Genomic DNA, 24,807 nt, shown 5'->3' on the forward strand with positions numbered 1-24,807 from the left:
TTGGAACGGCCTCTACTCAGCGGGCGTCAATTGGCGCCCATCTGTTTGGGGGGCTGGCGGTTCTGGTCGCCGCAGCAGGATCAGGCTCGCGATATCATCGAAGATCGTCAATAAGGCCGGGACCATTACGAGAACCAGAACGGTTGCTGTTGCCAGACCAAACACAATGGTGATCGCCATTGGCAACAGGAACTGCGCCTGCAGACTTGTTTCAAACATCAAAGGCAACAGCCCGCCAATCGTGGTGAGTGACGTCAGGAAGACTGCACGCAACCGATCACAGCTGGCTTCAACGGCGGCCTGCTTGATGCTTTCTCCGGCGGCCTGCCGTTCTTCAAAGCGAGCCACCAGAATGATCGAGTTGTTGACCAGAATACCGGCTAGTCCCAAAAGGCCGATCATGCTCAAGATGGTCAGCTTGTAGTCCATCAGCATGTGCCCGACGATAGCCCCAACGATGCCGAATGGAATAATCGACATCACGATGATGGGGCGGAAATAGCTGGAGAAGATGCCGGCGAGAACAATGTAAATCCCGGCAACTGCGATCACGACACCGGTCAAAATGTCAGAGAATGCATTTGCCTGTTCTTCCGCCTTGCCGGCGAAGGAATAGCTGAACCCATATTTGTCCGCGAGCTCTGGCAGAAAACTCTCACTCAAATTGGCGATGATCTCATTGTTGGATGTGATTGTGCTGTCGACATCAGCCACAACAGAGACAACTGTCACACCGTTTCGTCGCAATATGACCGAAAAGCCTTGGGCGTCTCGCAAGTTGACCACCTCGGTCAAAGGCACAAATTCACCACTCGGGGCTTTCAAAGAAAGCTGCCGCAAGGCTGATGTACCGCCATTTTCAAATGACTGACGCACACGAACCGTGACTTCCTCGTCGCCTTCGGCAAATCGGCGCGCGATATTGCCTTCAAAGGCATCCCGTATTTGGCGCGCGGCTGATTGAACGGTGAAGCCCAGCGCCCTCCCCCGTGGGGTGAGGCCTACAAGCAGCTCCGGTTTACCGAAGGGCAAATCATCCGTAACGCCTGTTGTTCCAGGATAAGAAGACAACTCGTCCTGCACCTGAAGTGCTGCGGCTTTCAGATCAGCCAGCGGAGCACCGGACAAGCGAATATCAAGATCACGGCCCGGAGGTCCGCCGCGCCGCTCGGCAATCGCAATTCGAGAGGCACCGGGTATGTCCGGCAGTGCCTTGCGCCAGGCGCGTACGATATCCGGTGTTCTGACAGTTCGGACCTCAGACCGGGTCAGCTGAACATTGATATTGGCGACATTATCGCCCCGGTTGTTGCCCGCTCTTCCAAGCGTGGCATAGGAGGAGACTGCAACACTCTCTCCCAATTCCTCGGCGTAGGTATCAGATACCGCCCAGAGCGCGCCTTCAATTTGGCGGATGCCTTCAATGGCCTCTTCTTCCGGAATACCGGCATGGAAGAAAATGGAACCCGTGAGATTTTCCGCTTCAGGTGACGGAAAGAAAGTAAAGCCGACGCGCCCACCGCGCATCAAACCAACCGCAAGGATCAAACAGGCAATGGCAACCGCGAGAGTGACATAGCGCCAATTGACCGAAAGCTTGACCAGCCCGTGGAAGGGATTGTCCCGAAACCAGCCAAACCCGGCATCAAATCCACGTCGGCACCACCCCGGCTGATCGGCTGTGCCCTTCCGGATTTTTCTCCGCCTAAGGTTCTGGAACAGAAACTCCAGCGCAACTCCGACCACGAAACAGGCCAGAATAACTGCAGCTTCGAACAAGAATGGTCCAAGTGTTTCGGAGAGACCGCGTGCTGGTTCTGCCACACCATCGAAAAAGGGCGGAACGTTTTCATCAGGCTGCCGCGCAAGACCTGTGATGAACAACGCCGGGGCCGCAGCCAACAGGACAACGCGCCACCAGTTCCATGACGGCTGTTTGCCGAGCGAATGAGCAAGGTGGCCCGGCAGAATGAAAAAGCACTCAATCAGCGAAGCAATCACCACCGCGACCACGACAACGGGCAAGGTTCCCATGATTTGCCCGAGTACATCGCCAACCAGCATGATCGGAACAAAGGCTGCAATGGTCGTCGCGCTCGCCGCCATGATCGGCGACAACATGGTCTTTGCGCCATTAATGGCCGCTTCATCGGGCGCGTCGCCCATGGCCTGCCGCGTGGCTGTGTGTTCGCCCACAACAATCGCATCATCCACGATGACGCCGAGCATCATGATCAGCGCGAACATGGAGATCATGTTGATGCTTTCGCCCAACAGCCACATCATGCCCAGAGTTGCCATCATCGCGACCGGAATGCCGGCGGCAACCCAAAACGCGATGCGCGCATTCAAGAAAAGAAAGAGAATGGCAACGACGAGAACCAGACCGGAAAGCCCGTTTTCAACCAGAAGCGAAATCCGGTCCTGAACCAGCTTGGCGCGCACGTCATACTGAAGCAGTTCCAGCGTTGGCGGCAATTGGGGCCGCAGCTCTGCCAGATAGGTGTTAAGCGTTTCCGCCGCCTTCAGAGTGTCCGTGGTTTCAACCCGCAACACCTTGATTTCAATCGCCCGTGTGCCCTTGGCAAAGCCCTGATTGTCTCCATCCTTATAGTCACGAAAAACGGTTCCAATATCTGCAACAGTTGTCTTTTCACCGCTGGCGAGAGATTTGACCTCAACCCGTCCGATAGAAGCTGCAGACCTCTCTTCTGCCATCGCCCGGATTTGGCGTTCCACGGCCCCATCTAGTGTGCCTGCTGGCAGATCTGCCGTGTTGCCAGAAACAGTTTGAGCGACATCAGCAACCGTCAGGTCCAGTCGGCGCAGCTCACGTTCCGGGATTTCAATCACATATTCCGGCGTGCGATAGCCATTGAACTCGACCTTGTCGATGCCCCGGTCCAAAAGATCATCCCGGATTTGACGGGCAAACTGTTTCAGCGCCTCTTCAGAAAACGGACCACGCAGGGCAAGGGTCGCCACACCATCGGTAAAGGTCACTGCCGAAATGGTGGGAGTTTCAGAATCTTCCGGCAAGGTGGTGATGCCAGCAATGGCTTGCTCGGCATCGGAGAGCGCCTTTTGCAGGTCGGCGCCTTCGATGTACTCAAGAACCACCGTGCCGCTGCCTTCACGGCCATAGGATGTCACTTCATCCAGATTGTCGAGAAACCGAAGTTCTGGTTCGATCACTTCTAGAATGTTGGTGGTCACATCCTCAGCGCTTGCCCCCGGCCAAGGCACGGTCACGGTGATTGTGTCGATCTTTACCGTGGGAAAGAACTGAGTGTTGAGCTTGGTAAGGCCGAATACTCCAAACAGGACCATGATGACCATGATCAGGTTCGCCAGATTGGAGTGGTGAACGACGACCTCAATCAGATTTTTGGAGGGTTTCGCGGAAATCATGATCCCTTCCTATTCTGTTGGCATGCGCGCTGCGGTTTGGGCAGGCTCTGGTTCATTCGGGGCACGCCCTTCTGCCCCCATTGGCCTGACAAGCAATCCTTCTCCGGCTTCCGGTATGCGCGTTGACAACACGGCATCCCCGTCGGCCAAACCGCCCTCGACAATGATGTACCCATCATCGACCGCAACAGCCTTCACGGTTCTGGGCGAGAGGCGGTTTTGCTCGATCACATAGACCGTGCCCTGTCCATAAAAGGAGGTTTCGGGAATTTTGAACGTGCCGGCATAAGTTTGGTCAGGCACAAGAACTTCCACAAAAGCCCCCGGTCGCAAAGGCGTTTGATCCGGGTTCAAGGCCACTTTGGCGTAGACGTCAACACCGCCGCGCGAGCTGGCAACATCTGCGCCAATCCGGTCGATTTCAGCCTCATAGACCGCAGTTTTTGCGCCCAATGACCATTCCACTTGAACGGAACGGCCCACCACCGTGCCGCTTTCAGCGACCAAACGGCCATATTGCTCATCGGACAGGGTGAAGCGGACTTCCAGTTCGTCACTGGCAAAAAGCGAAGCGATAACGTCATTGACATTGACCAGTCGACCAACCTGTGCAGCCTCCGACCGGATAATGCCGTCAAACGGGGCTTTCAGAACAGTGTCTTCCAGCTGTCGCTCTGCGTTTTCCAGACGCCACTTGAAACGGTCAATCGCTGCTTCCTGCTGTGTGACCTTCGCGCTCTCAAGAGACAAGGTATTTTGCCGCTGTTCGAGGTTCTGCTGGCGTTGGGAGACGAGAAACTTTCGCTCATCAACCGTCCGCTCGGTGACAGATCCTCGTTTCAGCAGGTCTTCAGCACGCTCCAGGTCTTTTTGCGCAAACTCAAGCTGTTCACGCGCCCGAACCACATTGGCCTTTTCAAGCTCTACACGGCCCCGACGCTCAACCAGTGTTGCCTGCGCTTCGGCAAGATTGGCGCGCGCTTCCGTAACTGCGCCTTCATAGTCAAAGCGATCAATGGAAACCAGCGTTTCGCCCTTTTTCACCTGACCTCCGGCCTTGAGATTTGGATGAACGGCGACAACTTCTCCGGCGACCAACGAGCGCATGTCGACGGTCCGCCCTGCGGTTGCTTCGCCATAGACCAGAATATCAGGAGTGTGGTTGGCCTTGCTGGCCAGTACGGTTTCAACGGAATAGGATTTTTCACTGAACTGGCGCTTGGGAACTTCCGGTTTGGTCGCAACCAGATAGTTCATTGCCATCACGGCCCCAAACAGGACGGCAGCGGCAAGAATAGCTTGCAGGCCCGCCTTGGCAGCCAGTTTTACAGGGTGTGCGGCGCGGCGCTCGGATGGCAAATCGTATTCGACCTGAGACGACAGTTCGCTGCTTGGTTGGTCTACGGACTTCAACATTCCACCCCTTGGCCTTTTCCGACGCCCAGTTTCGCCGGAAAGACATACGATTCAAAGAGGTATTTGGCTCACAGGAACCGTCCACCGGCCCTTTGGTGTATGGGAATTCCGAAGCGTAAATACAACCAAAGAAAATGTATCGGTGTGTAACAGCCCCGACTGCCGTGTCAGGGCTATCCCAGATCAGGGCGCCTCGAACTCGTAACGGGTGCTGCAGAACTCGCAGGTGACGACGACCTTGCCGTCTTCCTTCATGTCTTCCAGATCGGTTTCACTGAAATTCTTCAAAATTCCGCTGATCTTTTCGCGAGAGCACTGGCATCGATCTTCAATAGGCTGCGGATCGAAAATACGCACACCCCGTTCGTGGAACAGGCGGAACAACAGGCGTTCTACCGAGATTTCCGGATCGGTCAGCTCAACATCCTTGACAGTTTCAACGAGTGCCTTGGCTTCCAGCCACGCATCATCCTCGTCAGTTGTATGCGCTTCTGTCCCTTCCGGTGCATCGCCCGGGTCCATATCAACGGCCTTGATACGATCCGAAGCTTCCGGCAGAAACTGAACCATAATGCCGCCAGCTTGCCAGCTCTCACGCGGCTCTTCCCCTTCGCTGCGTGTAAAAAGCTTGCTTACAGCGAGACGGATTTCAGTCGGAATTTGCTCAGACCGCGCAAAGTAGCGACGCGCGACCTCTTCCAGCGAGACACCATCCAATTCCACCAGACCCTGATATCGCTGCATGTGCTTGCCCTGATCAATGGTCAAGGCAAGGTGGCCAGTTCCAAGCAGGTCTTCAGGTGCAGACTTTCCACCCTTGACCAAGGCGTCCATCTTATCCCGGTCAAAGCTTGCATAGGCCCGCAAGGCATCTGGCGAGGAAAAATCAACGACGAGCATGTAAACTGGCCCGTTCGTTTGGGTCTGCAGGATAAAACGCCCGGAAAACTTGAGAGATGTCCCGAGAAGGCTGGTCAGCACCATTGCCTCAGCCAGAAGCCGGGAGACAGCTTCCGGATAGTCGTGCCGGGACAGGATCCGGTCAATAACGGGCCCTAAAGCGACTGCGCGACCCCGAACATCAAGCTCTTCTACCGAGAACGGACGGACCGCATCCGGCCCGGCTGGCGTTACACCAAATTCCTCGAGATTTACTGCCACGCAATTTCCCTTTGATTACAGCCATTGGTGCTGCCGGACATTTTGCTGCCCGGCACGCCCGTTTTATGCGCCGTTAAAGCACCAGGCCAATATACCTTTTTGTGCGTGTAACCGATTTTCTGCTTCGTCGAAAACCACAGAATGTGGTCCATCCATAACTTCCGACGTGACTTCCTCGCCGCGGTGGGCAGGAAGGCAGTGCATGAAGAGGCTATCGGCCTTTGCTTCCTTCATCAGGCGATTATTGACCTGATAGGCACCTAGAAGGTTGTGGCGCTGCTCTTCGTCGTCATCGCCCATGGAAACCCAGCAATCGGTGACAATGCAGTCAGCGCCTTTTGCGGCCTCAAACGGGTCATCCGTGACGATAATTTCGCCGCCAGCAGCACGTGCCTGTTCAAGCAGCTCAGTCGGCGGGGCCAACTCCTTTGGCGTGGCAATGCGCATTTCAAAGTCGAGACGCGGCGCTGCGTGCACCCAAGAGGCGAGCACGTTGTTGCTGTCCCCTGTCCAGGCCACCGACTTGCCCTTGATTGAGCCGCGATGCTCCTCATAGGTCATGATGTCAGCCATGATCTGGCACGGGTGAGACAGCTTTGTCAGTCCGTTGATCACCGGAACAGTTGCCGCTTCCGCAAGCTCGTTCAGATCATCGTGGTCCAGAATGCGGATCATGATCGCATCGACAAACCGGGACAGGACCCGCGCCGTGTCCGCAATGGTTTCGCCACGGCCAAGCTGCATTTCGGCGCCAGTGAGCATCAGGGTTTCACCGCCCAATTCGCGCATACCCACATCAAATGAAATGCGGGTCCGCGTGGACGGCTGTTCGAACACCATCGCCAGAACCTTGCCGGCCAGCGGGCCTTGACCACGATGGACACCATTGCGGGTTTTCTTGATCTCTTTGCCGAGTTCCAGAATGGCGCGGATTTCTTCGCCGCCAAACTCTGTCAGATCCAAAAAATGCCGAAGTTCGCCGTTCGCACTCATTCTGCGGCTCCTTCCAAAGACTGTGACTTTTCGAAAGTGGAAGCTGCAGCATCAAGGCGTGTCACGACCTCGGAGAGCTCTTCTTCCGTGATGGTTAGAGGCGGGATGATCCGCACAACATTATCGCCAGCAGGAACGGCCAACAGCCCATGCTCTCGCGCAGCAGCGACGAACTCACCTGCGGGCACGACGCATTTCAAGCCGAGCAAAAGGCCTTTGCCGCGCACTTCCGCCAACACCTGCGGATGGGTGTCCACAAGTCCAGCCAGCTTTTGTTTCAAAAGAAGGCCCTTGCGCTCAACCTGCTCCAGAAAGCCGTCTTCCAGAACCACGTCGAGAACAGCATTGCCAACGGCCATGGCTAGCGGATTGCCGCCAAAGGTGGTTCCGTGTGTGCCCGGTGTCAGGCAGGCCGCGACCTCTTCTGTTGCAAGACAGGCCCCCATTGGGAAACCGCCACCGATCCCCTTGGCGATCGCCATCAGGTCTGGCGCGACTCCGGCCCATTCATGGGCAAACAGCTTGCCCGTGCGGCCAACACCAGTCTGAATTTCATCGAAGATCAGTAGAATGCCGTTGTCATCGCACAGTTTGCGCAAATGGCGCAGGAAGTCCGTTCCCTGCTCGCGAATGCCGCCTTCCCCCTGAATGGGCTCAATGGCGATCGCGGCCGTCTGCGGACCGATTATGGCAGCCAACGCTTCGAGATCACCTGCAGGCACCTGATCAAAGCCAGGGGCTTTCGGACCAAAGCCCTCCAGATACTTCTCCTGCCCGCCCGCTGCGATGGTTGCAATCGTCCGGCCATGAAATGCGCCTTCGAAGGTGACGATATGAAACCGTTCCGGATTGCCACGGTCATAATGGTAACGCCGCGCCGCCTTGATGCAGGCTTCCATAGCCTCTGCACCAGAATTCACCATCAAAACCTTGTCGGCGAAACTGCTTGCAGCCAAACGCTCGCCAAGCTTCTCCTGGCCGGGAACCTTGTGTAGGTTCGACACATGCCACAGCTTTTCTGCCTGTTCTTTCAACGCAGATACGAGATGAGGATGGCTATGACCCAGTGCGTTGACCGCAATTCCGGAACCGCAATCGAGGAATCGTCGGCCGTCATTCGTCACGAGCCAGACACCTTCCCCGTGATCGAACTCCAAATTCGATCTTGCGTAATTCCCGAATAGCGATGACGCCGAAGTCATATCATGTACTTTCCATCAATCTTATGAGTTGAAGAAGGGCTTCCAAGCTAACGCCGATGGAGTTTAAACCCTAAGCTGAAATGCAACGTGCCGCCCCGAAGAGGCGGCACGCGCATCAGCGACATATAGACCGTTTTGACAGGGATATGTCAATTGAAATGCCACTTTCCGGAGAGATTCGAAAAGTTACTTATCTGTTTACATTTGATGGGGAAAAGTCATTTCATCCCCAACTGCTTTTAGCCAACTTGTTGCCTCTGCAATTCCCGCTATTGTAATCTTCAACCTGTCAGACACGATATCTCGTGCAGGAATTCACTTGTAGGCACAACATCTGCCACAGTGGGGCGCGCCCTTCGTGCCCTAGTAAGAAATTAATGCCTGATGGCCTTGGGTCACAGTCTGGAGGTGCGGCAAAATGAGTTGGACGACCGAACGCGTAGAGCTTCTCAAAAAGCTCTGGAGTGAAGGACACAGCGCAAGTCAGATTGCTGGTGAACTGGGCGGCGTGACACGGAACGCGGTCATCGGAAAGGTCCACCGGCTGGGTTTGTCTGGTCGCGCCAAAACGACAACGACAACCAGCAAGGCAAAACGCCCACGGGCTGCCACAGCGACAGCTGCCCCACCGAAGGCAAAGGCCCCGACAAAGTCTCCGCAACCCGTTTCACAAGGCGCAACAGCGCTGAAGATGGAAGAAGATGTTGCTCCGGTTGCCGTGCCGCAAGCCAATCCAGAGCCGATTGCAGAACTCGTGCCGATCTCAGAGCGTGCGTCCATTCTCACCCTGACAGAGCGCACCTGCAAATGGCCGATTGGTGACCCAAGCACCGATGACTTTTATTTCTGCGGACGCCAGTCCGATGCAGGCGTTCCGTACTGCGCCCACCATTGTAAGGTTGCGTATCAACCCGTGAGTGACCGTCGTCGCGATCGCCGTCCACAGGTTCGCGCCGCATCGTAGAGTTTGCTGCAACTGAAACTCAAAAACCCGGCCTTGCGCCGGGTTTTCTTTTTGTCAGTTTCAGTTTGTAATGTTCAGGACGCAAACTGATCGTTGAAGGCGTAACCTGCCCCGCGCACGGTCCGGATTGGATCTTTGGCCTTACCCCTGTTCAGAGCCTTGCGAAGACGGCCAACATGAACATCAACTGTCCGCTCATCCACGTAAACATCGTGCCCCCAGACACCATCAAGCAGCTGTTCTCGTGAATAAACACGTCCCGGCGAGGTCATGAGAAATTCCAGAAGCCGGAATTCAGTTGGACCGAGATGGATTTCCTTTGAGCTGCGGCGAACCCGGTGGGTTTCGCGGTCCAGCTCAATGTCCCCTGAGCGCAGAAGATTGGAAACGACCTCGGGGCTTGCCCGGCGCAAAATGGCCCGAACACGTGCCATCAACTCTGGCACCGAGAACGGTTTTACAACGTAGTCATCAGCGCCGGTCGACAGGCCGCGAATGCGCTCGGATTCCTCACCGCGTGCGGTCAGCATGATGACGGGCAACAAAGCTGTTTCCTCTCGCCCCCGGATGCGTCGGCACAACTCAATTCCGGAAAGGCCCGGCAACATCCAGTCCAGCAAAAGAAGGTCTGGCAGGCTCTCGCGCAGGCGGAGGTCCGCTTCATCACCGCGCGCGCAGACTTCGACCTGATATCCTTCTGCCTCCAGATTATATTTTAATAGCAGGCTAAGCGGTTCTTCGTCTTCTACGATGAGTACCTTGGGCATTCCACGTCAGCTCCACATAGGTGCATCGGGCGACAAAAGCCGCCCTTTTGCTTATTCCACCGATACACTCATTTCATCAACACGCGGCCGGTCTTCCGGCAAACGCTCGCCCGTCACCATGTAATAGACGTTTTCCGCGATGTTGGTTGCGTGATCGCCGATCCGCTCGATGTTTTTCGCGCAGAACAGAAGGTGCGCGCACTGTGTGATGTTGCGCGGATCTTCCATCATGTAGGTCAGCAACTCACGGAACAAGGATGTGTAGATCGCATCCACTTCAGCGTCATTGTCACGAACTTTCACGGCAGCCTTGTCGTCATGGCCTGTGTAAGCATCAAGAACGCTCTTAAGCTGGTTCAGCGCCAACTCGGTCATATGCTCCACGCCAATCGCCAGTTTCTTGGAATTCATGCCTGCGTCGATTGCGATCACCCGCTTGGCAATGTTCTTTGCCATATCACCCACGCGCTCCAGATCATTCGCGATCCGGCCAGCTGACACGATTTCGCGGAGGTCTTTGCCCATCGGCTGGCGACGAGCGATGATCTCAATGAGGCGCATCTCGATCTCCTGAAGGAGGTCATCGAGACGCCGGTCCTGTTCGATTGTGGCGCGGGCCAGCTCAAGGTCGCGCGTGACGAGAGCAGAAACCGCGTTATTTACGATGGTTTCCGCAATACCGCCCATTTCTGCAATCCGGCCAGCGAGTGTCGACAGCTCGTTGTCGTAGGCACTAACGATATGATCTGACATACTATTTCCTTTTCAAAGCAATTCGGGGCACTGCCCGTCAGCCAAACCGGCCGGTGATATAATCCTGGGTTCGCTTGTCTTGCGGGTTCGTGAAGATGTCTTCCGTTTGCCCTTCTTCAACAAGAACACCGAGGTGGAAAAATGCTGTCCGCTGAGAAACCCGTGCGGCCTGCTGCATGGAGTGCGTCACAATCACGATCGTGTAGTTCTGACGCAATTCATCGATCAGCTCCTCCACCTTCGCGGTCGCAATCGGATCAAGTGCCGAACACGGCTCATCCATCAGAATGACTTCAGGGCTGACCGCAATCGCGCGGGCAATACAAAGCCGCTGCTGTTGACCGCCAGAAAGGCCGGTTCCCGGCGCATCGAGACGGTCTTTGACCTCTTCCCAAAGGCCAGCCTTTTGAAGGCTGGAGGCAACGATGTCGTCCAGTTCGGACTTGTTGGACGAAAGGCCGTGGATACGAGGTCCGTAGGCTATGTTGTCGTAAATTGACTTCGGGAACGGGTTTGGCTTTTGGAAAACCATGCCAACCTTGGCCCGAAGTTGAACTGGATCCACCTTCGGATCATAGATATCTTCGCCGTCAATCAGGATTTCGCCTTCAACGCGGCAGATATCGATTGTGTCGTTCATGCGGTTGATTGTGCGCAGGAACGTGGACTTGCCACACCCGGACGGACCGATAAAGGCAGTGACAGATTGCGGGCGAATGTCGATGTCGACATCTTTGATGGCGTGCGTATCGCCATAATAGACCTGAACATTCCGGGCCCGGATTTTGGTGTCAGTCATGGCGCTCACTTCGTCAAAATTTGGTACTTCGTTCATGGGTCTGTTTCCTTACCAACGGCGCTCAAACCGACGGCGCAAGATGATAGCCAGAATGTTCATGGTCAAAAGGAAGACCAACAGGACAATGATGCCGCCCCAGGCTTTTTCGTAGAAGGCAAAGTCGGCACGGGCTGCCCAGGTGTAGATCTGCGCGGGCATTGCCGAGTTTGGATCGATGAACCCCTGAACGATCCCGTCCGGATAGCCACGAGCCACAAAACCAACCATTCCGATCAGAAGGAGCGGAGCCGTTTCCCCCAGCGCCTGTGCGAGACCGATGATGGTCCCGGTCAAGATGCCCGGCATCGCCAAAGGCAGGACGTGGTGGAATACGGCCTGCATCTTGGAAGCCCCGATCCCCAGCGCAGCGTCACGAATGCTCGGCGGAACCGCCTTTAGAGACGCGCGGGTGGAGATAATGATTGTTGGGAGCGTCATCAAGGTGAGCACCAGTCCGCCGACCAGCGGCGCTGATTGCGGTAGGTGCATGAACTGGATGAAGACGGCCAGACCTAGAATACCGAACACAATGGACGGAACCGCGGCAAGGTTCGAGATGTTCACTTCAATGAGGTCTGTGATCTTGTTCTGCGGCGCAAATTCCTCAAGGTAGATGGACGCCGCCACGCCAATCGGCAGGGACAAGAACAGTACCACCAACATCATGAAGAAGGATCCGACCACGGAGGCACCAATGCCCGCTCCGCCCGGATTATCCACGCCGGAGTCAGCGCCTGTGATGAAATCCCAATTGAAGACATTCACGATGATGCCCGCCTTGACCAAGGCGTCCACAATATCGAGATCCGACTTCTGCAGGAACCGGCTGTCGGTCATATTCTCGCGGGTTACACGACCATTTATGTATCCGTCGACACGGGACGACGCTGCAAGTTCGAAAGCAACATTTTTCCCAAGTTGGTCCGGATTTTCTTTGTAGAAGGACCGAATGGTTCCGCCTGGTTTGCCAACAAGTCTGCCGATGGCATCCTTATCGAACGGGACAGAAATACCGCTTGCATCAAGTTGAGATTTCAAGGCTGAGATAAAGATGCTCTCATAGGCCTTGGTCTTGAAGAGTTCCTTTTCAGCAGCGTCATACTGCTCTTGTGTCAGCGTGAATTCCACCTTCATCACGGTGCGTGAAAATGCCGGCATTCCTTCGCTGATAATTGAGTAGGCAAGCACGACCAGAAAGAACAGGCCGATGCCAATTGCCGTCATGCCATAAGCCCGAAAGCGCTTTTCGGCAGCGTTCCGTATGCGGGTCAAATCATCCAGCGCATAGAGCGATTTGCCCTTGATCGCAGCCGGTGCGGTTGTTTCCGGAGAAAGAGTTGTCTCGGTCATCAGTCGTACTGCTCACGATATTTGCGCACGATGTAAAGTGCTACGAAATTCAGGCAAAGCGTTGCGATGAACAGGGTCATACCCAGTGCAAAGGCAACCAGAGCAACCGGAGATGCAAAGTCAGCATCACCCGTCAACTGGCTTACGATCTTGGCAGTCACCGTGGTCATCGCTTCGAAGGGGTTGAGGCTCAATCGTGCCGCCGCCCCTGCCCCGAGAACCACAATCATGGTCTCACCGATGGCACGAGAGGCCGCCAGCAGGATTGCCCCCACAATGCCTGGAAGCGCTGCGGGCAGAATAACCTGTTTCACGGTTTCCGACTTCGTGGCTCCCAAACCATAGGACCCATCCCGCATCGCTTGAGGCACGGCATTGATAATGTCGTCAGACAAAGAGCTGACGAATGGGATCAACATGATGCCCATCACAAGACCTGCGGTCATGACGGCGGTTCCAGCCTTCATGATGCCAACACCTTCGTCGCCAAAGACGGACAGAAGAAGCGGGCCAACCGTGAGAAGGGCGAAGAGGCCGTATACAATCGTTGGAATACCCGCCAGAATTTCCAGAAGTGGCTTGGCGATAGACCGGACCCGCGGGCTCGCATATTCTGAAAGGTAGACGGCGGCAAACAGTCCGATTGGAACCGCAACGGCCAATGCAACAACCGAGATGTAAATCGTACCCCATAGAAGCGGCAGGATGCCGAGTTCAGATGCGCCGCCCCGCTCTGAGAAACTGGGTGCCCAGGTCGTACCGGTGAAGAAATCCAGAGCTGGATAGAGCCGGAAGAATTCGTAGGTGTTGAACACCAGTGACAACACAATTCCAATTGTGGTCAGGATCGCGATAGAAGCCGCGCCGACCAACAATGCTCGAACGCCTTGCTCGACTGTGTTTCGGGCGCGGAATTCCGGGGTTGTTTCCTTCAGTCCCCAGAGCGCGCCGATGACGGCAATTGTTAGGACCACAATGGTCATGAACAGATTGCCGGTGGAGTTGAGAACCCGATATTCTTGAGCTGCCCGTAGGATCGGCTGCGTGATCTGGGACGTCACAATCTGGCCGGCGTCTTTCAGCCGCTGAGTCACATCTGCCACGTCCGCGCGTGCATTTCTGGCAAACTCTTCATCCATGTCACCTTGGGCAACAGCATTATCAAGGCCAGAGGCTGCACGATGAACTTCAGCCAAGACGAGGCCACGAGACGACCCTTCAGCGATCTCGCTGTCCGGGATCATACCGGACACGACGCCATTGACGTAGAATGGCTGAGCAAGCAGCCAAATTATCAAAATGATAAACGCTGGGACCGCTGCCTTCATGGCAACGTTCGTTCCGTAATAGGACGGAAGAGAATGCAGCTTTGATCGCTGCCCCCCTACGCTGGCCAGCGCGCGCGATCGGCCAACAGTGTAACTGATCGCAGCAAGTGCAAGCACGATCAAGACGAGCCAGAACAACGGCATTTGCATCCCCGCATGACTTTTAATTTGCCCCGAAAAGGGAAAGGGCGGCGATCACCACCGCCCTTTTAAAACAAGCCGACTGGCTTGAATTACTTCATGGTTTCTTCTGCAGAAATGGAAGCTTGGGTCGCTGCCAGCTCAGGGTCTGCAACCAAGCCATATTGAGCCAGAGGGCCTTGCGGGCCAGCGATTTCGTCAGCTGTGAAGAACTGAGCGTACTCTTTCAGACCAGGGATAACGCCGATGTGCGCCTTCTTGACGTAGAAGAACAGCGGGCGAGAAACCGGGTAAGTGCCAGTTGCAATGGTCTCGGTGGACGGTGCCACGTCAGACATCGTTGCAACTTTCAGCTTGTCGGTGTTGTTCTCGTAAAACGCCAGACCGAATACACCAACACCGTTCGGGTTGGAGTCGATGCGTGCCAGTGTCTCTGTGTAGTCGCCGTCAATGTCTACAGACTTGCCGTCTGTACGAACTGCAAGGCATGCGTCTTCAGCGTCGTCTTCAGACATTCCGCCGTCCATCATGGCTTTCATTGCGCCAGACTCTTCACAGCCAACGAGGAGAACTTTCTCTTCGAAGACTTCACGAGTGCCGTGCTTTGTGCCCGGGATGAAAGCAGCGATTTCGACGTCCGGCAGGGAAGCGTCAACTTCGGACCACTTGTTGTACGGGTTGTCAACGATCTGGCCGTCTTTCAGGACCTTCGGAGCAAGGGCATTGTGCCACTGTACCGGAGTGAAAGCAGTGAAGGCCGGGCCGTCTTTTTGAGATGCGAAAACGATCCCATCGTAGCCGATGCGAACTTCGATGATGTCAGTAACACCGTTTTCAGCACAGGCTTTGATTTCTTTTTCGCGGATTTTGCGGGAAGCGTTTGCAACGTCGATGGTGTTCTCACCAACGCCTTCGCAGAAGCGCTTCAGACCGGAAGAAGAGCCGCCGGACTCAACAACTGGTGTCGGGAAATCTGTGTTTTCACCAAAAGCTTCAGCAACGATGGAAGCATAAGGCAGAACAGTGGAAGAACCTGCAACCTGTACCTGATCACGTGCCTGAGCAGCACCAGCGAAGGAAACAGAAGCAGCGGCAACAGCGGCTACGCTAACGAGGGTCGTAAATTTCACTTGACCACTCCCTTTGAATGTCAAGGTTTTAAGATCAATCGGCGGGTTGTCAAAAACCCGAACGATGGCGCGACCGTAGACTTCGCACGTGAGACTTCTATGACGAATTTCTATCAGTTTTATGACAGTATAAGCTATTGATTTATAACAATTATTAAAACCTGATCCAAATCAGGCAGAGAATCCCCGTCATATTTGTGTCAAGCTCAGCAACAATTGCCTTTTCCACCAGACCTGGCAGAACCTGCATTTGCTTGCCCGGCTAAGCTACTGGCACCTCTATGCATACATTAAATGAAGTGAGTTATGGGAACTCGACAGTGAAGGTGGATCCCTCACCCGGTGTGCTGTTGACGTCCAATCGTGCGCGATGGCGCGCGAGAATGTGCTTTACGATGGCAAGCCCGAGGCCGGTTCCCTTCATCGCCCGACTGGAATCAACGTCGACCCGATAAAAGCGCTCCGTGAGCCGTGGCAGATGCTCTGACGCAATCCCTTCGCCATAATCTCGAACGCTCAGGGAAGTTCCACTCATGGATGAGCCATTATCCGATGATGCGATGCTCACCTCTACCCGCTTGCCGGACATGCCATATTTCAGCGCGTTTTCGACGAGGTTCTCCGAAACTTGTATCAACTCATCCCGATCACCTTTCACGACAACAGATGTTTCAGGAAACTGGACACTGATTTCCATATCCAGTTCACGCGCCAGTGGCGCCATGGCATCTGCCGTGTGACGCACAACTTCGACCAGATCGACGTCCTTGTCCGGCTTCACATGCGCTTTCAGCTCAATACGCGAGAGGGACAGAATATCATCAATAAGGCGGCGCATTCGGCCAGCCTGTTCAAACATGATGGAAAGAAACCGCTCCCGCGCATCTGGATCGTCTTTCGCCGGTCCCTGTAGAGTTTCAATGAAACCGGCAAGTGAAGCCAATGGCGTGCGCAACTCGTGGCTGGCGTTCGCCACAAAATCCGTCCGCATCCGTTCAAGTCGGCGTTGCTCGGTCATATCGGAAATCACGACAAGAACAAAATCCGGTATCGCTCTTCTTCCAGCAGCAACGCGATTGCCAGGCAGGTAAATCGGGGCAAGGCTCGCTTCATACCAAGCCTCGGTCGGCACCTTTTCCATCCAGACAATCCGTTCAGACGACGCCGAAGTCGCGACACGGTCAAATGCCTCCAGCAAGCTGGGCGCCCTCAGGGAAAAGGACAAGGGGTCGCCCACCCGACCTACACCGAAGGTTTTTTCAGCTGCTGCATTCATATACCGGGTGACGCCCTTGCCATCTGCAATGACGCATGGGCTCGACAGCGCATCCACCGTGACCTTCATTCCCGTTCCGGGCCACACCCGGCCAATTTCGCGGCGAGGCGCGAGGTTAGGCGGAGCGGGCTTTGAGCGCCGCGGTGTCAGAAGAATGGCGAGCGCCAATATGCAAAAGGCAGTCAATGCCGTCGATTCGGGAATGTCGTAACGCGCGACTGCAATGAGGCAGAGCACAGCACTTGCGATCAAAACCAGCCAAGCATCCCTGAGTTTACGATATGTCGTTGGTCTGTTGTCTTCTGGCAAAGTGCTGGGCGTTTGTTCGTTTTCCGATTCTGGCATTTACGCGTCACTCCCGCCAATCGGCCTTGCCCGACAATCCGCCTTACTTCGCTGTCTAATAAATAACATGCGGAATGAAGTCACTAATTTACTTTGAATAGGACGTTCAGTTACCACGGCTTCCATGTCACATACATGACAGAGTGCTGCAAATTTTGGTCAATCACTCGGTGCATATGCGTGAGGTCAGGCCCGTTTTGCCTCGCGGGCAGAATGAGACAGGTTTGCCAACATTAATGGCCAACCATTTTGACTATTCATGAAGTCGCGGAAACGCGCGCCATTTGGCCCATGGCGAATGAACTCGCTGTGAGAAATTTCAAGCCGGGTTCCTGTCTCCCCTGCAGATCGAAACTGGATCATCACACGGCTGGCGGCCAATGGATCGGCAATAGGCTCACAATTTGGCGCAACTTGCCACGAGAGCCGGAGAAAAAGAGGCGGTTCGATAGACAAGATAGTGCCCCACACCCTGTGCGCCCCGGAAGGTGCAAGCTCGTAACACACCCCGCCCGCATAAGGCTCGATGGCAACTTCGCTCACCGGTTCAGGTCGGGCCAGGTTGGAGCTGAACGGGCTGAACCACCAACGAGCTGGAGTATCCACCACCAACGCAAAAGCCGCATCCCGGGAAATGGGAAGAAAACACTCGAAGTCAATCTCGTCGCCGCCGCTCATGTGGTTTTGATCTCACCCCAAATTTAATGAGAAGGCCGGAAGAAACATCCCGAAAGGACTTTATCGCGGCTTGAACACCTAAATCGATTTAGCCGAATGGACGCATTTTCTCCTTTTTCATTATCATTTCTATATCACGCATCTCTTTTTCAACGGCTATTCCGTCTGCTGCCGGAAGTTTCACATTCCAACACTCATAATTGGCTGTTTTTTGATGACAGATCGAGGCGCTACATTGCATGAAAGAGTTAGTTTCAGGCCTAAAAAAAACCAACATCAATAGAGGTGACCGGAGTGCAACACGATCGACAGTTTGATCCGAACTATGGCTCGGCCGTGGAAGTCGCGGACGGCATACGTCGCTTAACGGCCCCCAACGCGAGCCCCTTCACCTTTCACGGCACGAACACATACCTCATTGGCACAGGTTCACTGACGGTGATTGATCCCGGCCCCGCTGATCCAAAACACATTGAGACAATCGTGAGCGCTGCTAAAGGTCAGAAAATTGACCGGATTTTGGTGTCTCATACCCATGTCGATCATTCGCCGGGCGCGATCCTACTAAAGGAGAGAACAGGGGCAACCGTCATCGGCTGTGGGCCGCATGTCCCAGCACGGCCGCTTGGGCTAGGTGAAACAAATGCGCTTGATGCCAGCGGCGACAAAACTTTCAAAGCAGACCACGAAGTTTGTGATGGCGAATTTCTCGATTGCGGTGGGTATAGGATCGAGCCCCTGTCAACGCCCGGCCATACCGAGAACCATCTCTGCTTTGCGATTTCCGGCAGCCCTTACCTCTTTTCAGCAGATCATGTGATGGCTTGGTCAACGTCTATAGTCGCCCCGCCGGACGGCAGTATGCGCGCTTATATGGCATCGCTAGACAAGATGCTGGAGCGCGGAGAGACCACCTATTTTCCCGGACATGGCGGACCAGTGCGCGATGCGTCAGCGTACGTGTCTGACCTCAAAGAGCATCGTCACAAGCGCGAAGCCTCAATTCGGGCAAGGCTCGGAAACGACCCAATCAGCATCTCGGATCTGGTTGACGCGATTTATGAGGATTTGCCACCCAATTTGAAACCGGCAGCCGCACTTTCTGTTTTTGCGCAGCTGGAAGACTTGGTGGAACGCCAGATTGCTAAAGCAAATCCTGACATCACGCTGACTGCCCGGTACTCGGCGCTATGAGGAACGCAAAAGAATAACGGGCGACCTGAGCGTTTCTTACCCTGCAAAGGTCTCAGGACCAAAGTCCTGTTCCGGCTCAATCGTGTCTTCGCCTTCGAAATAGGGTTTGAATCCGGGAACTGGTAATGTTCCTAGTTCATCATCGGAAACTTCAGATGCATTTTCCTCGTCAACCTCTTCTTCCTCGAGAACCGCTACTTGTTCCAAATCTCCATAAGTGGAGAGAAGGACCGCATCGACCCGGGCCAAGAGATTGCGAATACGTCCGGAATTTCCAACAAGATCGGGCAGGTCAACACGTGACACGGACCGGATGTCCATCAAGGCCCCCACGGGATCGGGCCGAATGCGGACGGCAACATCCGATGTGAAACCGAGCACCGGGGACCGGCTCTCCAGTTGAAGACGTGTCGCGGCATCCAGCAAATCCAGTGGCAGTTCGCTTGTCAGCGCCCAGCCCTCTTCTTTAGCTGCTTCATGCACGGCCGCATGTAACCGTGCAGGCGGTATCCGATAACGGCGCGGGACAATGTCCGGATAAAGCTGTCTCTGGAGCTCAGCCTTTGTCCCATCATCTTTGCTCAGCGCCGCTGGGGCTACGCCGCTCATGTGGCTGAACCAGTTTCCGATAACCGTGTTCAATGGATGGACGTCATTTGAAGTCACCATCTGGATCTGCGGCGGGTCATCTGGATTGGTCGCTAAATCAGGCACCGGCGGCGAAGTCCGGAAGAGTGCAAGCGTCGCAATCACCGGCGCAAGCGCGATCACGCCCGCCAAGACACCCCAAATGGCAGAGGCATATCCAAAGCCGCCGCGGGACCAAAGACCAGCCAGAGCCATCAACCCCAGACAAATTGCCCCCCAACCCAAAATGGCTGCGATCAGGACCGACAACAGCATTGTTGTGGGTTCCACCATTCCAAAACGTTGAAAAACAACCGCCAACAAACCGACAGGGATTGCCAGATTGCCAAGCAATCGGCTGTATTTTGCCGCTGTTGATCGATAGGCCGGGTAGAGTTTCATCTTCCGGAAATGTGCCATTGCTGATTTCAGACAAGGGTGAGTGGTACCATCACACCCGTTCAAACCGAAGAGAAAACTCGCAGATTTTGTGATCACCTACTGGGTTTAGCCTTTCGCCAAAAAGTCTAAAACCTGAGCAGAAAGGCCATTTTCGTGTGTGGGCCCTGCTCAATCTTCCTGGAAGTCACACAAATTTATCCGTTTTGGTAACAATGCGTTATCTGAATTGACTGGCAAATTTCTGAAAATAACAGCAATTTTATCGGTGTTAGATGGCGAAATATCTAATCGGACTTTTTTTCTCGTTTGCCACAGGATGGACTTAATCGAGGAGCAAAAGCCCGCGCATTGCAACCAACCAGGCAAAGAAGATGTCTGACAAAAAAGCTCAGTCCGCATCCATCGCTTCCTCCTCGAAGAAGCTCGAGAACCAATACAAGCCGGTGGGCATTCAGGCCATTACGGCCGCAGCCCTGTGTAATCGGGGTGCACCTGCGACTGCAAAATAAAGTCAGCGGTCTGGCGTAATGCCATTGAGCATTGTGACGTTTTCCGCTGCCCATTCTCGCTGCGAACACGCCTGACATAACCAAGCCGGATTTGTCCGGGCTTCGTTATTCTGCGTCCTTAGACCGACCTTTTATTCTGCAAGTCCGCCCTTCCACCGAAGCTAAAAAGCCGATGCGGACATGTCTGCCCGCATCAAAAACTGGCATCACCTTAAAGGTGCACATATCCCACGCGCGATGCGTCAGGGATAAAGACGGTCTTTCGCCCAGTCATCCGAAGGATGTTCCCGTCTGAAAACAATCCGGTCATGTAGCCGGAATGGCCGATCGTGCCAAAACTCAATCTCAGTTGGCTCCAAGCGAAATCCTGACCAATGGTCCGGGCGCGGAATTTCACCAATTGCGAATTTAGCGGTGTATTTCGCAACTTCCTTTTCCAGCGCAAAGCGACTTTCCAATGAACGGGACTGCTTTGACGCCCAGGCACCAATACGGCTGCCGCGCGGACGCGACTGGTAATACTCATCGGCCTCGTCATGCTCGACTACCGAGACCGGGCCACGAACGCGCACCTGACGACGCAGGCTTTTCCAGTGGAAGCACATGGCGGCCTTGGGCGTGCTTAACAACTCCCGGCCCTTGGCGCTTTCAAAGTTCGTATAGAAAACAAACCCGCGTTCATCGAAGCCCTTGAGCAAAACCATCCGGATATTTGGCATCCCGTCCGGGTCAACTGTGGACAGCGCTAAGGCATTCGGATCATTCAGCTCTTTAGCTTTTGCATCCTCAAGCCATTCTTCAAAAAGGAGAAATGGCTTTGATGCTTCGGTGAAGTCACCGTTTGTTAACTCTTCTGGCGAATGATTGTGGTCTGTCATGGGAACCTGTCGAAGGACTCGATGGCAATAGCCCTTGCCAGTATGGCGGGCGCGAAAGGTCAATTTATGCTTGGCAACATGTCATATACTGCGGCCAACCGAAAGATCCAGTGGCCTTCGGGAACAATCATCGGTGGAAGCCTGCTTCTGGCACTCGGACTGTCCGCATGCAGCGGCGTTTCTGTGCCTCTTGGAAGTGATGACGTTGAAACGCCCCTCCTGATCACCGGTTCAATCGAATCCGATTCAGATGTTGCCTATGCGGACATCGACAAGCGAGATCGCGAGATCATCTCCTTGACGCTCGATTCCGCGACGATTGATCCTGCAAATGCTGTTACTCCGGGTGAAACGCTGGTCTGGACCAATCCGGAAAGCGGGAATTCGGGCACAATCTCAGACGTCAACACGGCCTCACTCGCCGAAAATGGGTGCCTTGATTTCAGCACCACGGCAAACACGATTGCAGGCATCAAGATCTACCGTGGCACAGCCTGCCGCGACATCTCAAAACGTCTCGTCGTTACTGCACTGGCCGCCCTCAACGCTTGAATGTCCGCCCAATCAGGGTAAAAGGATGACAAAAGCTTGCAGCTTATTCGCGGCTGGTCTGGAATTTTTTCCTACCAATTCCGATATAGTGTTCAAGTCCAAGTAAAGGCCGGGCCCTTCTGGCGAACTGCTGAGAATAATCAGGCATGATCGAGGGAGCGGACGGTCCAACCCGATCGGGGTAAGTGAACATGCGCGATCCATATTCAGTGCTTGGCGTTTCAAAAAACGCCAGCGACGATGATATCAAAAAGGCCTTCCGCAAGATGGCCATGAAATATCACCCGGATCAGAACAAAGATGATCCGAAGGCGCAGGCGCGTTTTGCCGAGGCCAATCAGGCCTATGAGATCATCGGTGACAAAGCCAAGCGCTCGCAATTCGACCGCGGAGAGATTGATGCTGAAGGAAAGCAGAAATTTCACGCCCATGGTTTTGACGGCTTTAGTGGCTTTCGTGATGCAGGCGGTAGCCGAAGCGGCTTTGGTCAGCAGGGCGGCGGTGCCTTTGATGACATCCTGAGTGATATTCTAGGTGGATTTGGTGGCGGGCGCGGCGCGGGCGCGCGTGGCCCGGGAGCAGATGCAGCAGGTGGAGCTGGTCGCCAGCAACGTGCTGCCAAAACCAAAGGCAAGAATGCAGACCTGACAGCATCCGTCACGCTGGAAGATCTGGTGCGGGACGGCAAAGCGCAAGTTGCCCTCCCGTCGGGCAAAACCGTTAGCATCAGCATCCCGGCTGGAACGGTCGAAGGCGAGAAGATCCGGCTCAAGGGTCAAGGGCACCCATCCGCGACGGGTGGGCCCACAGGCGATGCCATGGTCGAAATCCGGTTCAAGCCCCACAAACTGTTTGAAGTGAAAGGCTCAGACCTTCTGCTGGATTTGCCGATTGCGCTTTATGAAGCCGTCCTTGGAAGCAAGGTCCGTACTCCGACGCTCACCGGCGCAGTAAACCTGACTATCCCGGAAGGCAGCTCAAGCGGCAAAATCATGCGCCTTAAGGGCAAGGGACTGCCGACGAAAAGTGGCGGGCATGGAGACCTTCTGGTCAAGCTCCAGATCGTATTACCGCCGAATCCGGATGGCGAACTGTCAACCTTGATGAAGGCCTGGCAGGAAGTGACGCCTTACAAGGCCCGCGGGCCAGAATTCGACTAAGTCCAGTTCCAAAAAGTCATAAAGCGCGGACCTTGGCCCGCGCTTTATTTTGTCTTCGCCAGACCCAAGATAGGCCCAAAATCAGGATGGGGCCAAAGCCTTCAGGCTTACAGGTGCAACGCTGTCATCGGGCACGAAAAAGTCCGGTGCGAGGTTCTGGCTTGGGTCAACCCGATACCCATCAAAATCTGTGACACCCCGGCTGGCAAGGAACGTATCGTCAATCAAAAACTGACCGGTGAGCTCGCGCGACGGCGAGGTGAAGATTTCATAGGCCGCATCAGCCAGAATGTCCGGCGTCCGGCTTTGCCGCATCAACGTGTCACCGCCGATGATATTCTTGATCGCCGCCGTTGCGATGGTTGTACGTGGCCATAGCGCATTGACGGCAATGCCCTTGGAGCGCAATTCCCCGGCCAAGCCCAGCACCACAAGGCTCATCCCGTATTTGGCGATCGCATAGGGCGTGAAGGGGGCAAACCATTTTTCCTGCATGTGGAGCGGTGGGGACAGCGTCAAAATATGCGGATTGTCCGACTTGGCCAAAAACGGCGCAGCAAACTTGCAGCACGCCAGCGTCCCGCGTGTGTTGATCTGATGCATCAAGTCAAACCGCTTCATGTCGGTCTGCGCCAAGGGCGTCAGTTGAATGGCGCTGGCATTGTTGACCAAGATATCGAGGCCGCCGAAGTGGTCTGCAGCCTTTTGCATGGCTGCTTCCACCGAGGCTTCGTCGCGCACATCCACCACCAGCGGAAGCGCCTTGCCGCCAGCAGCTTCCATTTCTTCGGCTGCCGTATAGATCGTGCCTTCAAGTTTTGGATGTGGGTCGGCTGTTTTGGCAGCGATCACCACATTTGCACCATCTATTGCAGCTCTCAGGCCAATGGCCTTGCCGATCCCTCGTGAAGCACCGGTGATAAAGAGGGTTTTGCCCAAAAGTGTCATGTCATGTCTCTCTGTTATCAGGTGCTATTTGGCTTTTTTGGTCATGAAGGCTTGGAAGGCCGCAATTGTCTCAGGTGCAGTCAAGCGGCTGGCGAAGATTTCTGCCTCTTCCTCAACCCGTTGCTCCAATGGTTTTGTGTCACCCCATAGGAGTTTTCGGGACAGGCGCATCGCCTCTGACGGTTTGGCTGCAATTTCGAGGGCGCAGGCTTTTGCAACAGCTTCTGCGTCATCAACGACTTCGTTTACCAGTCCGGCTTTTTCCGCTTTTTCAGCAGAAAAGGTCTTGCCGAGACACAGAAGTTCAAAGGCACGTGCGTGCCCCATGAGCATGGGCCCCAGAAGGCTTGAACCAGCTTCCGGCACCAATCCCAAATCCACAAAGGGTGAACGGATGATCGCGTTGGGGGCAGCGAACACCATGTCACAATGCATCAGCAACGTGGTGCCAATGCCGATGGCAACACCATCTACAGCAGCGACAAGCGGCTTTTCATTCCGGGCCAAAGCTCGCAAAAACCGAACAACCGGCGTTTCGCTCATTTCAACTTTGCCTGCATAAGACAGGAAGTCGCTAATATCATTGCCACCGGTAAACGCCCCCGGATGTCCGCAAATCAGCTGACATCTGACACTTTCATCGTCGTTGACCGTCTCAAACGCCTCGGCCAAAGCCGTGTACATTTCACCCGTCAGGGCGTTTTTCTTTTCCGGCCTGTCGAAGCGCAGAATGCGCACACCGCTTTCAAGTGATTGACTGATCATTCTGGTTCCTGTCTCAGGC

Annotated in this window: 22 protein-coding genes; 5 read left to right on the top strand and 17 right to left on the bottom strand. The window is 54.7% G+C overall.

Going from position 1 to position 24,807, the window contains the following annotated elements; all coding sequences use genetic code 11:
- Positions 1–12: 12 nt before the first annotated feature.
- The 5 genes from TRICHSKD4_RS00445 to TRICHSKD4_RS00465 all read right to left on the bottom strand — a co-directional run bounded on the left by TRICHSKD4_RS00445 (position 13) and on the right by TRICHSKD4_RS00465 (position 8,183).
- On the bottom strand, positions 13–3,411 hold the full coding sequence (locus TRICHSKD4_RS00445) for an efflux RND transporter permease subunit (RefSeq protein WP_009465594.1): 3,399 nt from the start codon (positions 3,409–3,411) through the stop codon (positions 13–15).
- A gap of 9 nt (positions 3,412–3,420) precedes the next feature.
- Positions 3,421–4,827 (bottom strand): efflux RND transporter periplasmic adaptor subunit, encoded by a 1,407-nt coding sequence (locus tag TRICHSKD4_RS00450; RefSeq protein ID WP_009465595.1) that lies wholly within the window; start codon positions 4,825–4,827, stop codon positions 3,421–3,423.
- A 183-nt stretch (positions 4,828–5,010) separates the two neighbouring features.
- The gene (locus TRICHSKD4_RS00455; RefSeq protein ID WP_009465597.1) at positions 5,011–5,988 is read right to left on the bottom strand and encodes an Hsp33 family molecular chaperone; all 978 of its coding nucleotides are present in this window, start codon (positions 5,986–5,988) and stop codon (positions 5,011–5,013) included.
- A 63-nt stretch (positions 5,989–6,051) separates the two neighbouring features.
- The gene (gene argF / locus TRICHSKD4_RS00460; protein ID WP_009465598.1) at positions 6,052–6,981 is read right to left on the bottom strand and encodes an ornithine carbamoyltransferase; all 930 of its coding nucleotides are present in this window, start codon (positions 6,979–6,981) and stop codon (positions 6,052–6,054) included.
- Positions 6,978–8,183: an aspartate aminotransferase family protein gene (locus TRICHSKD4_RS00465; protein ID WP_009465599.1), complete on the bottom strand. Its 1,206-nt coding sequence runs from the start codon at positions 8,181–8,183 to the stop codon at positions 6,978–6,980. The genes argF and TRICHSKD4_RS00465 overlap by 4 nt, the downstream gene beginning before the upstream one ends.
- 418 nt (positions 8,184–8,601) lie before the next feature.
- Between TRICHSKD4_RS00465 and TRICHSKD4_RS00470 the strand changes: the two genes are divergently transcribed.
- Positions 8,602–9,147, top strand: coding sequence for a GcrA family cell cycle regulator (locus TRICHSKD4_RS00470; protein WP_009465601.1), 546 nt, complete (start codon positions 8,602–8,604; stop codon positions 9,145–9,147).
- Between the two features lie 74 nt (positions 9,148–9,221).
- Here the strand turns inward: TRICHSKD4_RS00470 and phoB are convergent, their stop codons facing one another.
- The 8 genes from phoB to TRICHSKD4_RS00510 all read right to left on the bottom strand — a co-directional run bounded on the left by phoB (position 9,222) and on the right by TRICHSKD4_RS00510 (position 17,753).
- A complete protein-coding gene (phoB, locus tag TRICHSKD4_RS00475) occupies positions 9,222–9,914 on the bottom strand; it encodes a phosphate regulon transcriptional regulator PhoB (RefSeq protein WP_009465602.1) in 693 nt (230 codons plus the stop codon).
- Positions 9,915–9,965: 51 nt separating this feature from the next.
- Positions 9,966–10,667 (bottom strand): phosphate signaling complex protein PhoU, encoded by a 702-nt coding sequence (gene phoU, locus TRICHSKD4_RS00480; protein WP_009465603.1) that lies wholly within the window; start codon positions 10,665–10,667, stop codon positions 9,966–9,968.
- Between the two features lie 37 nt (positions 10,668–10,704).
- The gene (gene pstB, locus TRICHSKD4_RS00485; protein WP_009465604.1) at positions 10,705–11,502 is read right to left on the bottom strand and encodes a phosphate ABC transporter ATP-binding protein PstB; all 798 of its coding nucleotides are present in this window, start codon (positions 11,500–11,502) and stop codon (positions 10,705–10,707) included.
- Positions 11,503–11,514: 12 nt separating this feature from the next.
- Positions 11,515–12,855 (bottom strand): phosphate ABC transporter permease PstA, encoded by a 1,341-nt coding sequence (gene pstA, locus TRICHSKD4_RS00490; RefSeq protein WP_009465605.1) that lies wholly within the window; start codon positions 12,853–12,855, stop codon positions 11,515–11,517.
- Positions 12,855–14,333 (bottom strand): phosphate ABC transporter permease subunit PstC, encoded by a 1,479-nt coding sequence (pstC, locus tag TRICHSKD4_RS00495; RefSeq protein WP_208992958.1) that lies wholly within the window; start codon positions 14,331–14,333, stop codon positions 12,855–12,857. The genes pstA and pstC overlap by 1 nt, the downstream gene beginning before the upstream one ends.
- A gap of 83 nt (positions 14,334–14,416) precedes the next feature.
- On the bottom strand, positions 14,417–15,454 hold the full coding sequence (locus tag TRICHSKD4_RS00500; RefSeq protein ID WP_009465607.1) for a substrate-binding domain-containing protein: 1,038 nt from the start codon (positions 15,452–15,454) through the stop codon (positions 14,417–14,419).
- A gap of 304 nt (positions 15,455–15,758) precedes the next feature.
- A complete protein-coding gene (locus TRICHSKD4_RS00505; protein ID WP_009465609.1) occupies positions 15,759–17,075 on the bottom strand; it encodes an ATP-binding protein in 1,317 nt (438 codons plus the stop codon).
- A gap of 186 nt (positions 17,076–17,261) precedes the next feature.
- Positions 17,262–17,753 carry an SRPBCC domain-containing protein gene (locus tag TRICHSKD4_RS00510; protein WP_009465610.1) on the bottom strand — a complete coding sequence of 164 codons (492 nt, stop codon included), beginning with the start codon at positions 17,751–17,753 and terminating at the stop codon, positions 17,262–17,264.
- A 285-nt stretch (positions 17,754–18,038) separates the two neighbouring features.
- Here TRICHSKD4_RS00510 and TRICHSKD4_RS00515 point away from each other — a divergent pair, with 285 nt between their 5' ends.
- Positions 18,039–18,947: an MBL fold metallo-hydrolase gene (locus TRICHSKD4_RS00515; RefSeq protein WP_009465612.1), complete on the top strand. Its 909-nt coding sequence runs from the start codon at positions 18,039–18,041 to the stop codon at positions 18,945–18,947.
- A gap of 36 nt (positions 18,948–18,983) precedes the next feature.
- On the opposite strand, the gene TRICHSKD4_RS00520 is transcribed toward TRICHSKD4_RS00515, so the two are convergent.
- Positions 18,984–19,994 carry a DUF1499 domain-containing protein gene (locus tag TRICHSKD4_RS00520; protein ID WP_009465613.1) on the bottom strand — a complete coding sequence of 337 codons (1,011 nt, stop codon included), beginning with the start codon at positions 19,992–19,994 and terminating at the stop codon, positions 18,984–18,986.
- A gap of 353 nt (positions 19,995–20,347) precedes the next feature.
- Between TRICHSKD4_RS00520 and TRICHSKD4_RS30500 the strand changes: the two genes are divergently transcribed.
- A complete protein-coding gene (locus TRICHSKD4_RS30500; protein ID WP_009465614.1) occupies positions 20,348–20,485 on the top strand; it encodes a hypothetical protein in 138 nt (45 codons plus the stop codon).
- A gap of 242 nt (positions 20,486–20,727) precedes the next feature.
- Here TRICHSKD4_RS30500 and pdxH read toward each other — a convergent pair whose 3' ends face one another.
- The gene (gene pdxH, locus TRICHSKD4_RS00525; protein WP_009465615.1) at positions 20,728–21,363 is read right to left on the bottom strand and encodes a pyridoxamine 5'-phosphate oxidase; all 636 of its coding nucleotides are present in this window, start codon (positions 21,361–21,363) and stop codon (positions 20,728–20,730) included.
- Positions 21,364–21,384: 21 nt separating this feature from the next.
- Between pdxH and TRICHSKD4_RS00530 the strand changes: the two genes are divergently transcribed.
- Positions 21,385–21,915, top strand: coding sequence for an RT0821/Lpp0805 family surface protein (locus tag TRICHSKD4_RS00530; RefSeq protein ID WP_208992959.1), 531 nt, complete (start codon positions 21,385–21,387; stop codon positions 21,913–21,915).
- A 191-nt stretch (positions 21,916–22,106) separates the two neighbouring features.
- Positions 22,107–23,075: a DnaJ C-terminal domain-containing protein gene (locus tag TRICHSKD4_RS00535; protein WP_009465617.1), complete on the top strand. Its 969-nt coding sequence runs from the start codon at positions 22,107–22,109 to the stop codon at positions 23,073–23,075.
- An 81-nt stretch (positions 23,076–23,156) separates the two neighbouring features.
- Here TRICHSKD4_RS00535 and TRICHSKD4_RS00540 read toward each other — a convergent pair whose 3' ends face one another.
- On the bottom strand, positions 23,157–24,023 hold the full coding sequence (locus TRICHSKD4_RS00540; RefSeq protein WP_009465618.1) for an NAD(P)-dependent oxidoreductase: 867 nt from the start codon (positions 24,021–24,023) through the stop codon (positions 23,157–23,159).
- 24 nt (positions 24,024–24,047) lie between these two features.
- Positions 24,048–24,788: a crotonase/enoyl-CoA hydratase family protein gene (locus TRICHSKD4_RS00545; RefSeq protein ID WP_009465619.1), complete on the bottom strand. Its 741-nt coding sequence runs from the start codon at positions 24,786–24,788 to the stop codon at positions 24,048–24,050.
- Between the last annotated feature and the right edge of the window lie 19 nt (positions 24,789–24,807).

This window comes from Roseibium sp. TrichSKD4 (assembly GCF_000148725.1).
Classification (GTDB): domain Bacteria; phylum Pseudomonadota; class Alphaproteobacteria; order Rhizobiales; family Stappiaceae; genus Roseibium.

What these genes read in the sequence shown, in the direction of transcription:
- TRICHSKD4_RS00530 (WP_208992959.1), top strand. Translation starts at nt 21,385, where the DNA reads ATGGCAATAGCCCTTGCCAGTATGGCGGGCGCGAAAGGTCAATTTATG.
- TRICHSKD4_RS00450 (WP_009465595.1), bottom strand. Translation starts at nt 4,827, where the DNA reads ATGTTGAAGTCCGTAGACCAACCAAGCAGCGAACTGTCGTCTCAGGTC.
- pstC (WP_208992958.1), bottom strand. Translation starts at nt 14,333, where the DNA reads ATGCAAATGCCGTTGTTCTGGCTCGTCTTGATCGTGCTTGCACTTGCT.
- TRICHSKD4_RS00540 (WP_009465618.1), bottom strand. Translation starts at nt 24,023, where the DNA reads ATGACACTTTTGGGCAAAACCCTCTTTATCACCGGTGCTTCACGAGGG.
- TRICHSKD4_RS00465 (WP_009465599.1), bottom strand. Translation starts at nt 8,183, where the DNA reads ATGACTTCGGCGTCATCGCTATTCGGGAATTACGCAAGATCGAATTTG.
- TRICHSKD4_RS00520 (WP_009465613.1), bottom strand. Translation starts at nt 19,994, where the DNA reads ATGGCACATTTCCGGAAGATGAAACTCTACCCGGCCTATCGATCAACA.
- TRICHSKD4_RS00470 (WP_009465601.1), top strand. Translation starts at nt 8,602, where the DNA reads ATGAGTTGGACGACCGAACGCGTAGAGCTTCTCAAAAAGCTCTGGAGT.
- pstA (WP_009465605.1), bottom strand. Translation starts at nt 12,855, where the DNA reads ATGACCGAGACAACTCTTTCTCCGGAAACAACCGCACCGGCTGCGATC.
- TRICHSKD4_RS00505 (WP_009465609.1), bottom strand. Translation starts at nt 17,075, where the DNA reads ATGCCAGAATCGGAAAACGAACAAACGCCCAGCACTTTGCCAGAAGAC.
- pdxH (WP_009465615.1), bottom strand. Translation starts at nt 21,363, where the DNA reads ATGACAGACCACAATCATTCGCCAGAAGAGTTAACAAACGGTGACTTC.
- TRICHSKD4_RS00510 (WP_009465610.1), bottom strand. Translation starts at nt 17,753, where the DNA reads ATGAGCGGCGGCGACGAGATTGACTTCGAGTGTTTTCTTCCCATTTCC.
- phoU (WP_009465603.1), bottom strand. Translation starts at nt 10,667, where the DNA reads ATGTCAGATCATATCGTTAGTGCCTACGACAACGAGCTGTCGACACTC.
- pstB (WP_009465604.1), bottom strand. Translation starts at nt 11,502, where the DNA reads ATGAACGAAGTACCAAATTTTGACGAAGTGAGCGCCATGACTGACACC.
- TRICHSKD4_RS30500 (WP_009465614.1), top strand. Translation starts at nt 20,348, where the DNA reads ATGTCTGACAAAAAAGCTCAGTCCGCATCCATCGCTTCCTCCTCGAAG.
- phoB (WP_009465602.1), bottom strand. Translation starts at nt 9,914, where the DNA reads ATGCCCAAGGTACTCATCGTAGAAGACGAAGAACCGCTTAGCCTGCTA.
- argF (WP_009465598.1), bottom strand. Translation starts at nt 6,981, where the DNA reads ATGAGTGCGAACGGCGAACTTCGGCATTTTTTGGATCTGACAGAGTTT.
- TRICHSKD4_RS00445 (WP_009465594.1), bottom strand. Translation starts at nt 3,411, where the DNA reads ATGATTTCCGCGAAACCCTCCAAAAATCTGATTGAGGTCGTCGTTCAC.
- TRICHSKD4_RS00545 (WP_009465619.1), bottom strand. Translation starts at nt 24,788, where the DNA reads ATGATCAGTCAATCACTTGAAAGCGGTGTGCGCATTCTGCGCTTCGAC.
- TRICHSKD4_RS00535 (WP_009465617.1), top strand. Translation starts at nt 22,107, where the DNA reads ATGCGCGATCCATATTCAGTGCTTGGCGTTTCAAAAAACGCCAGCGAC.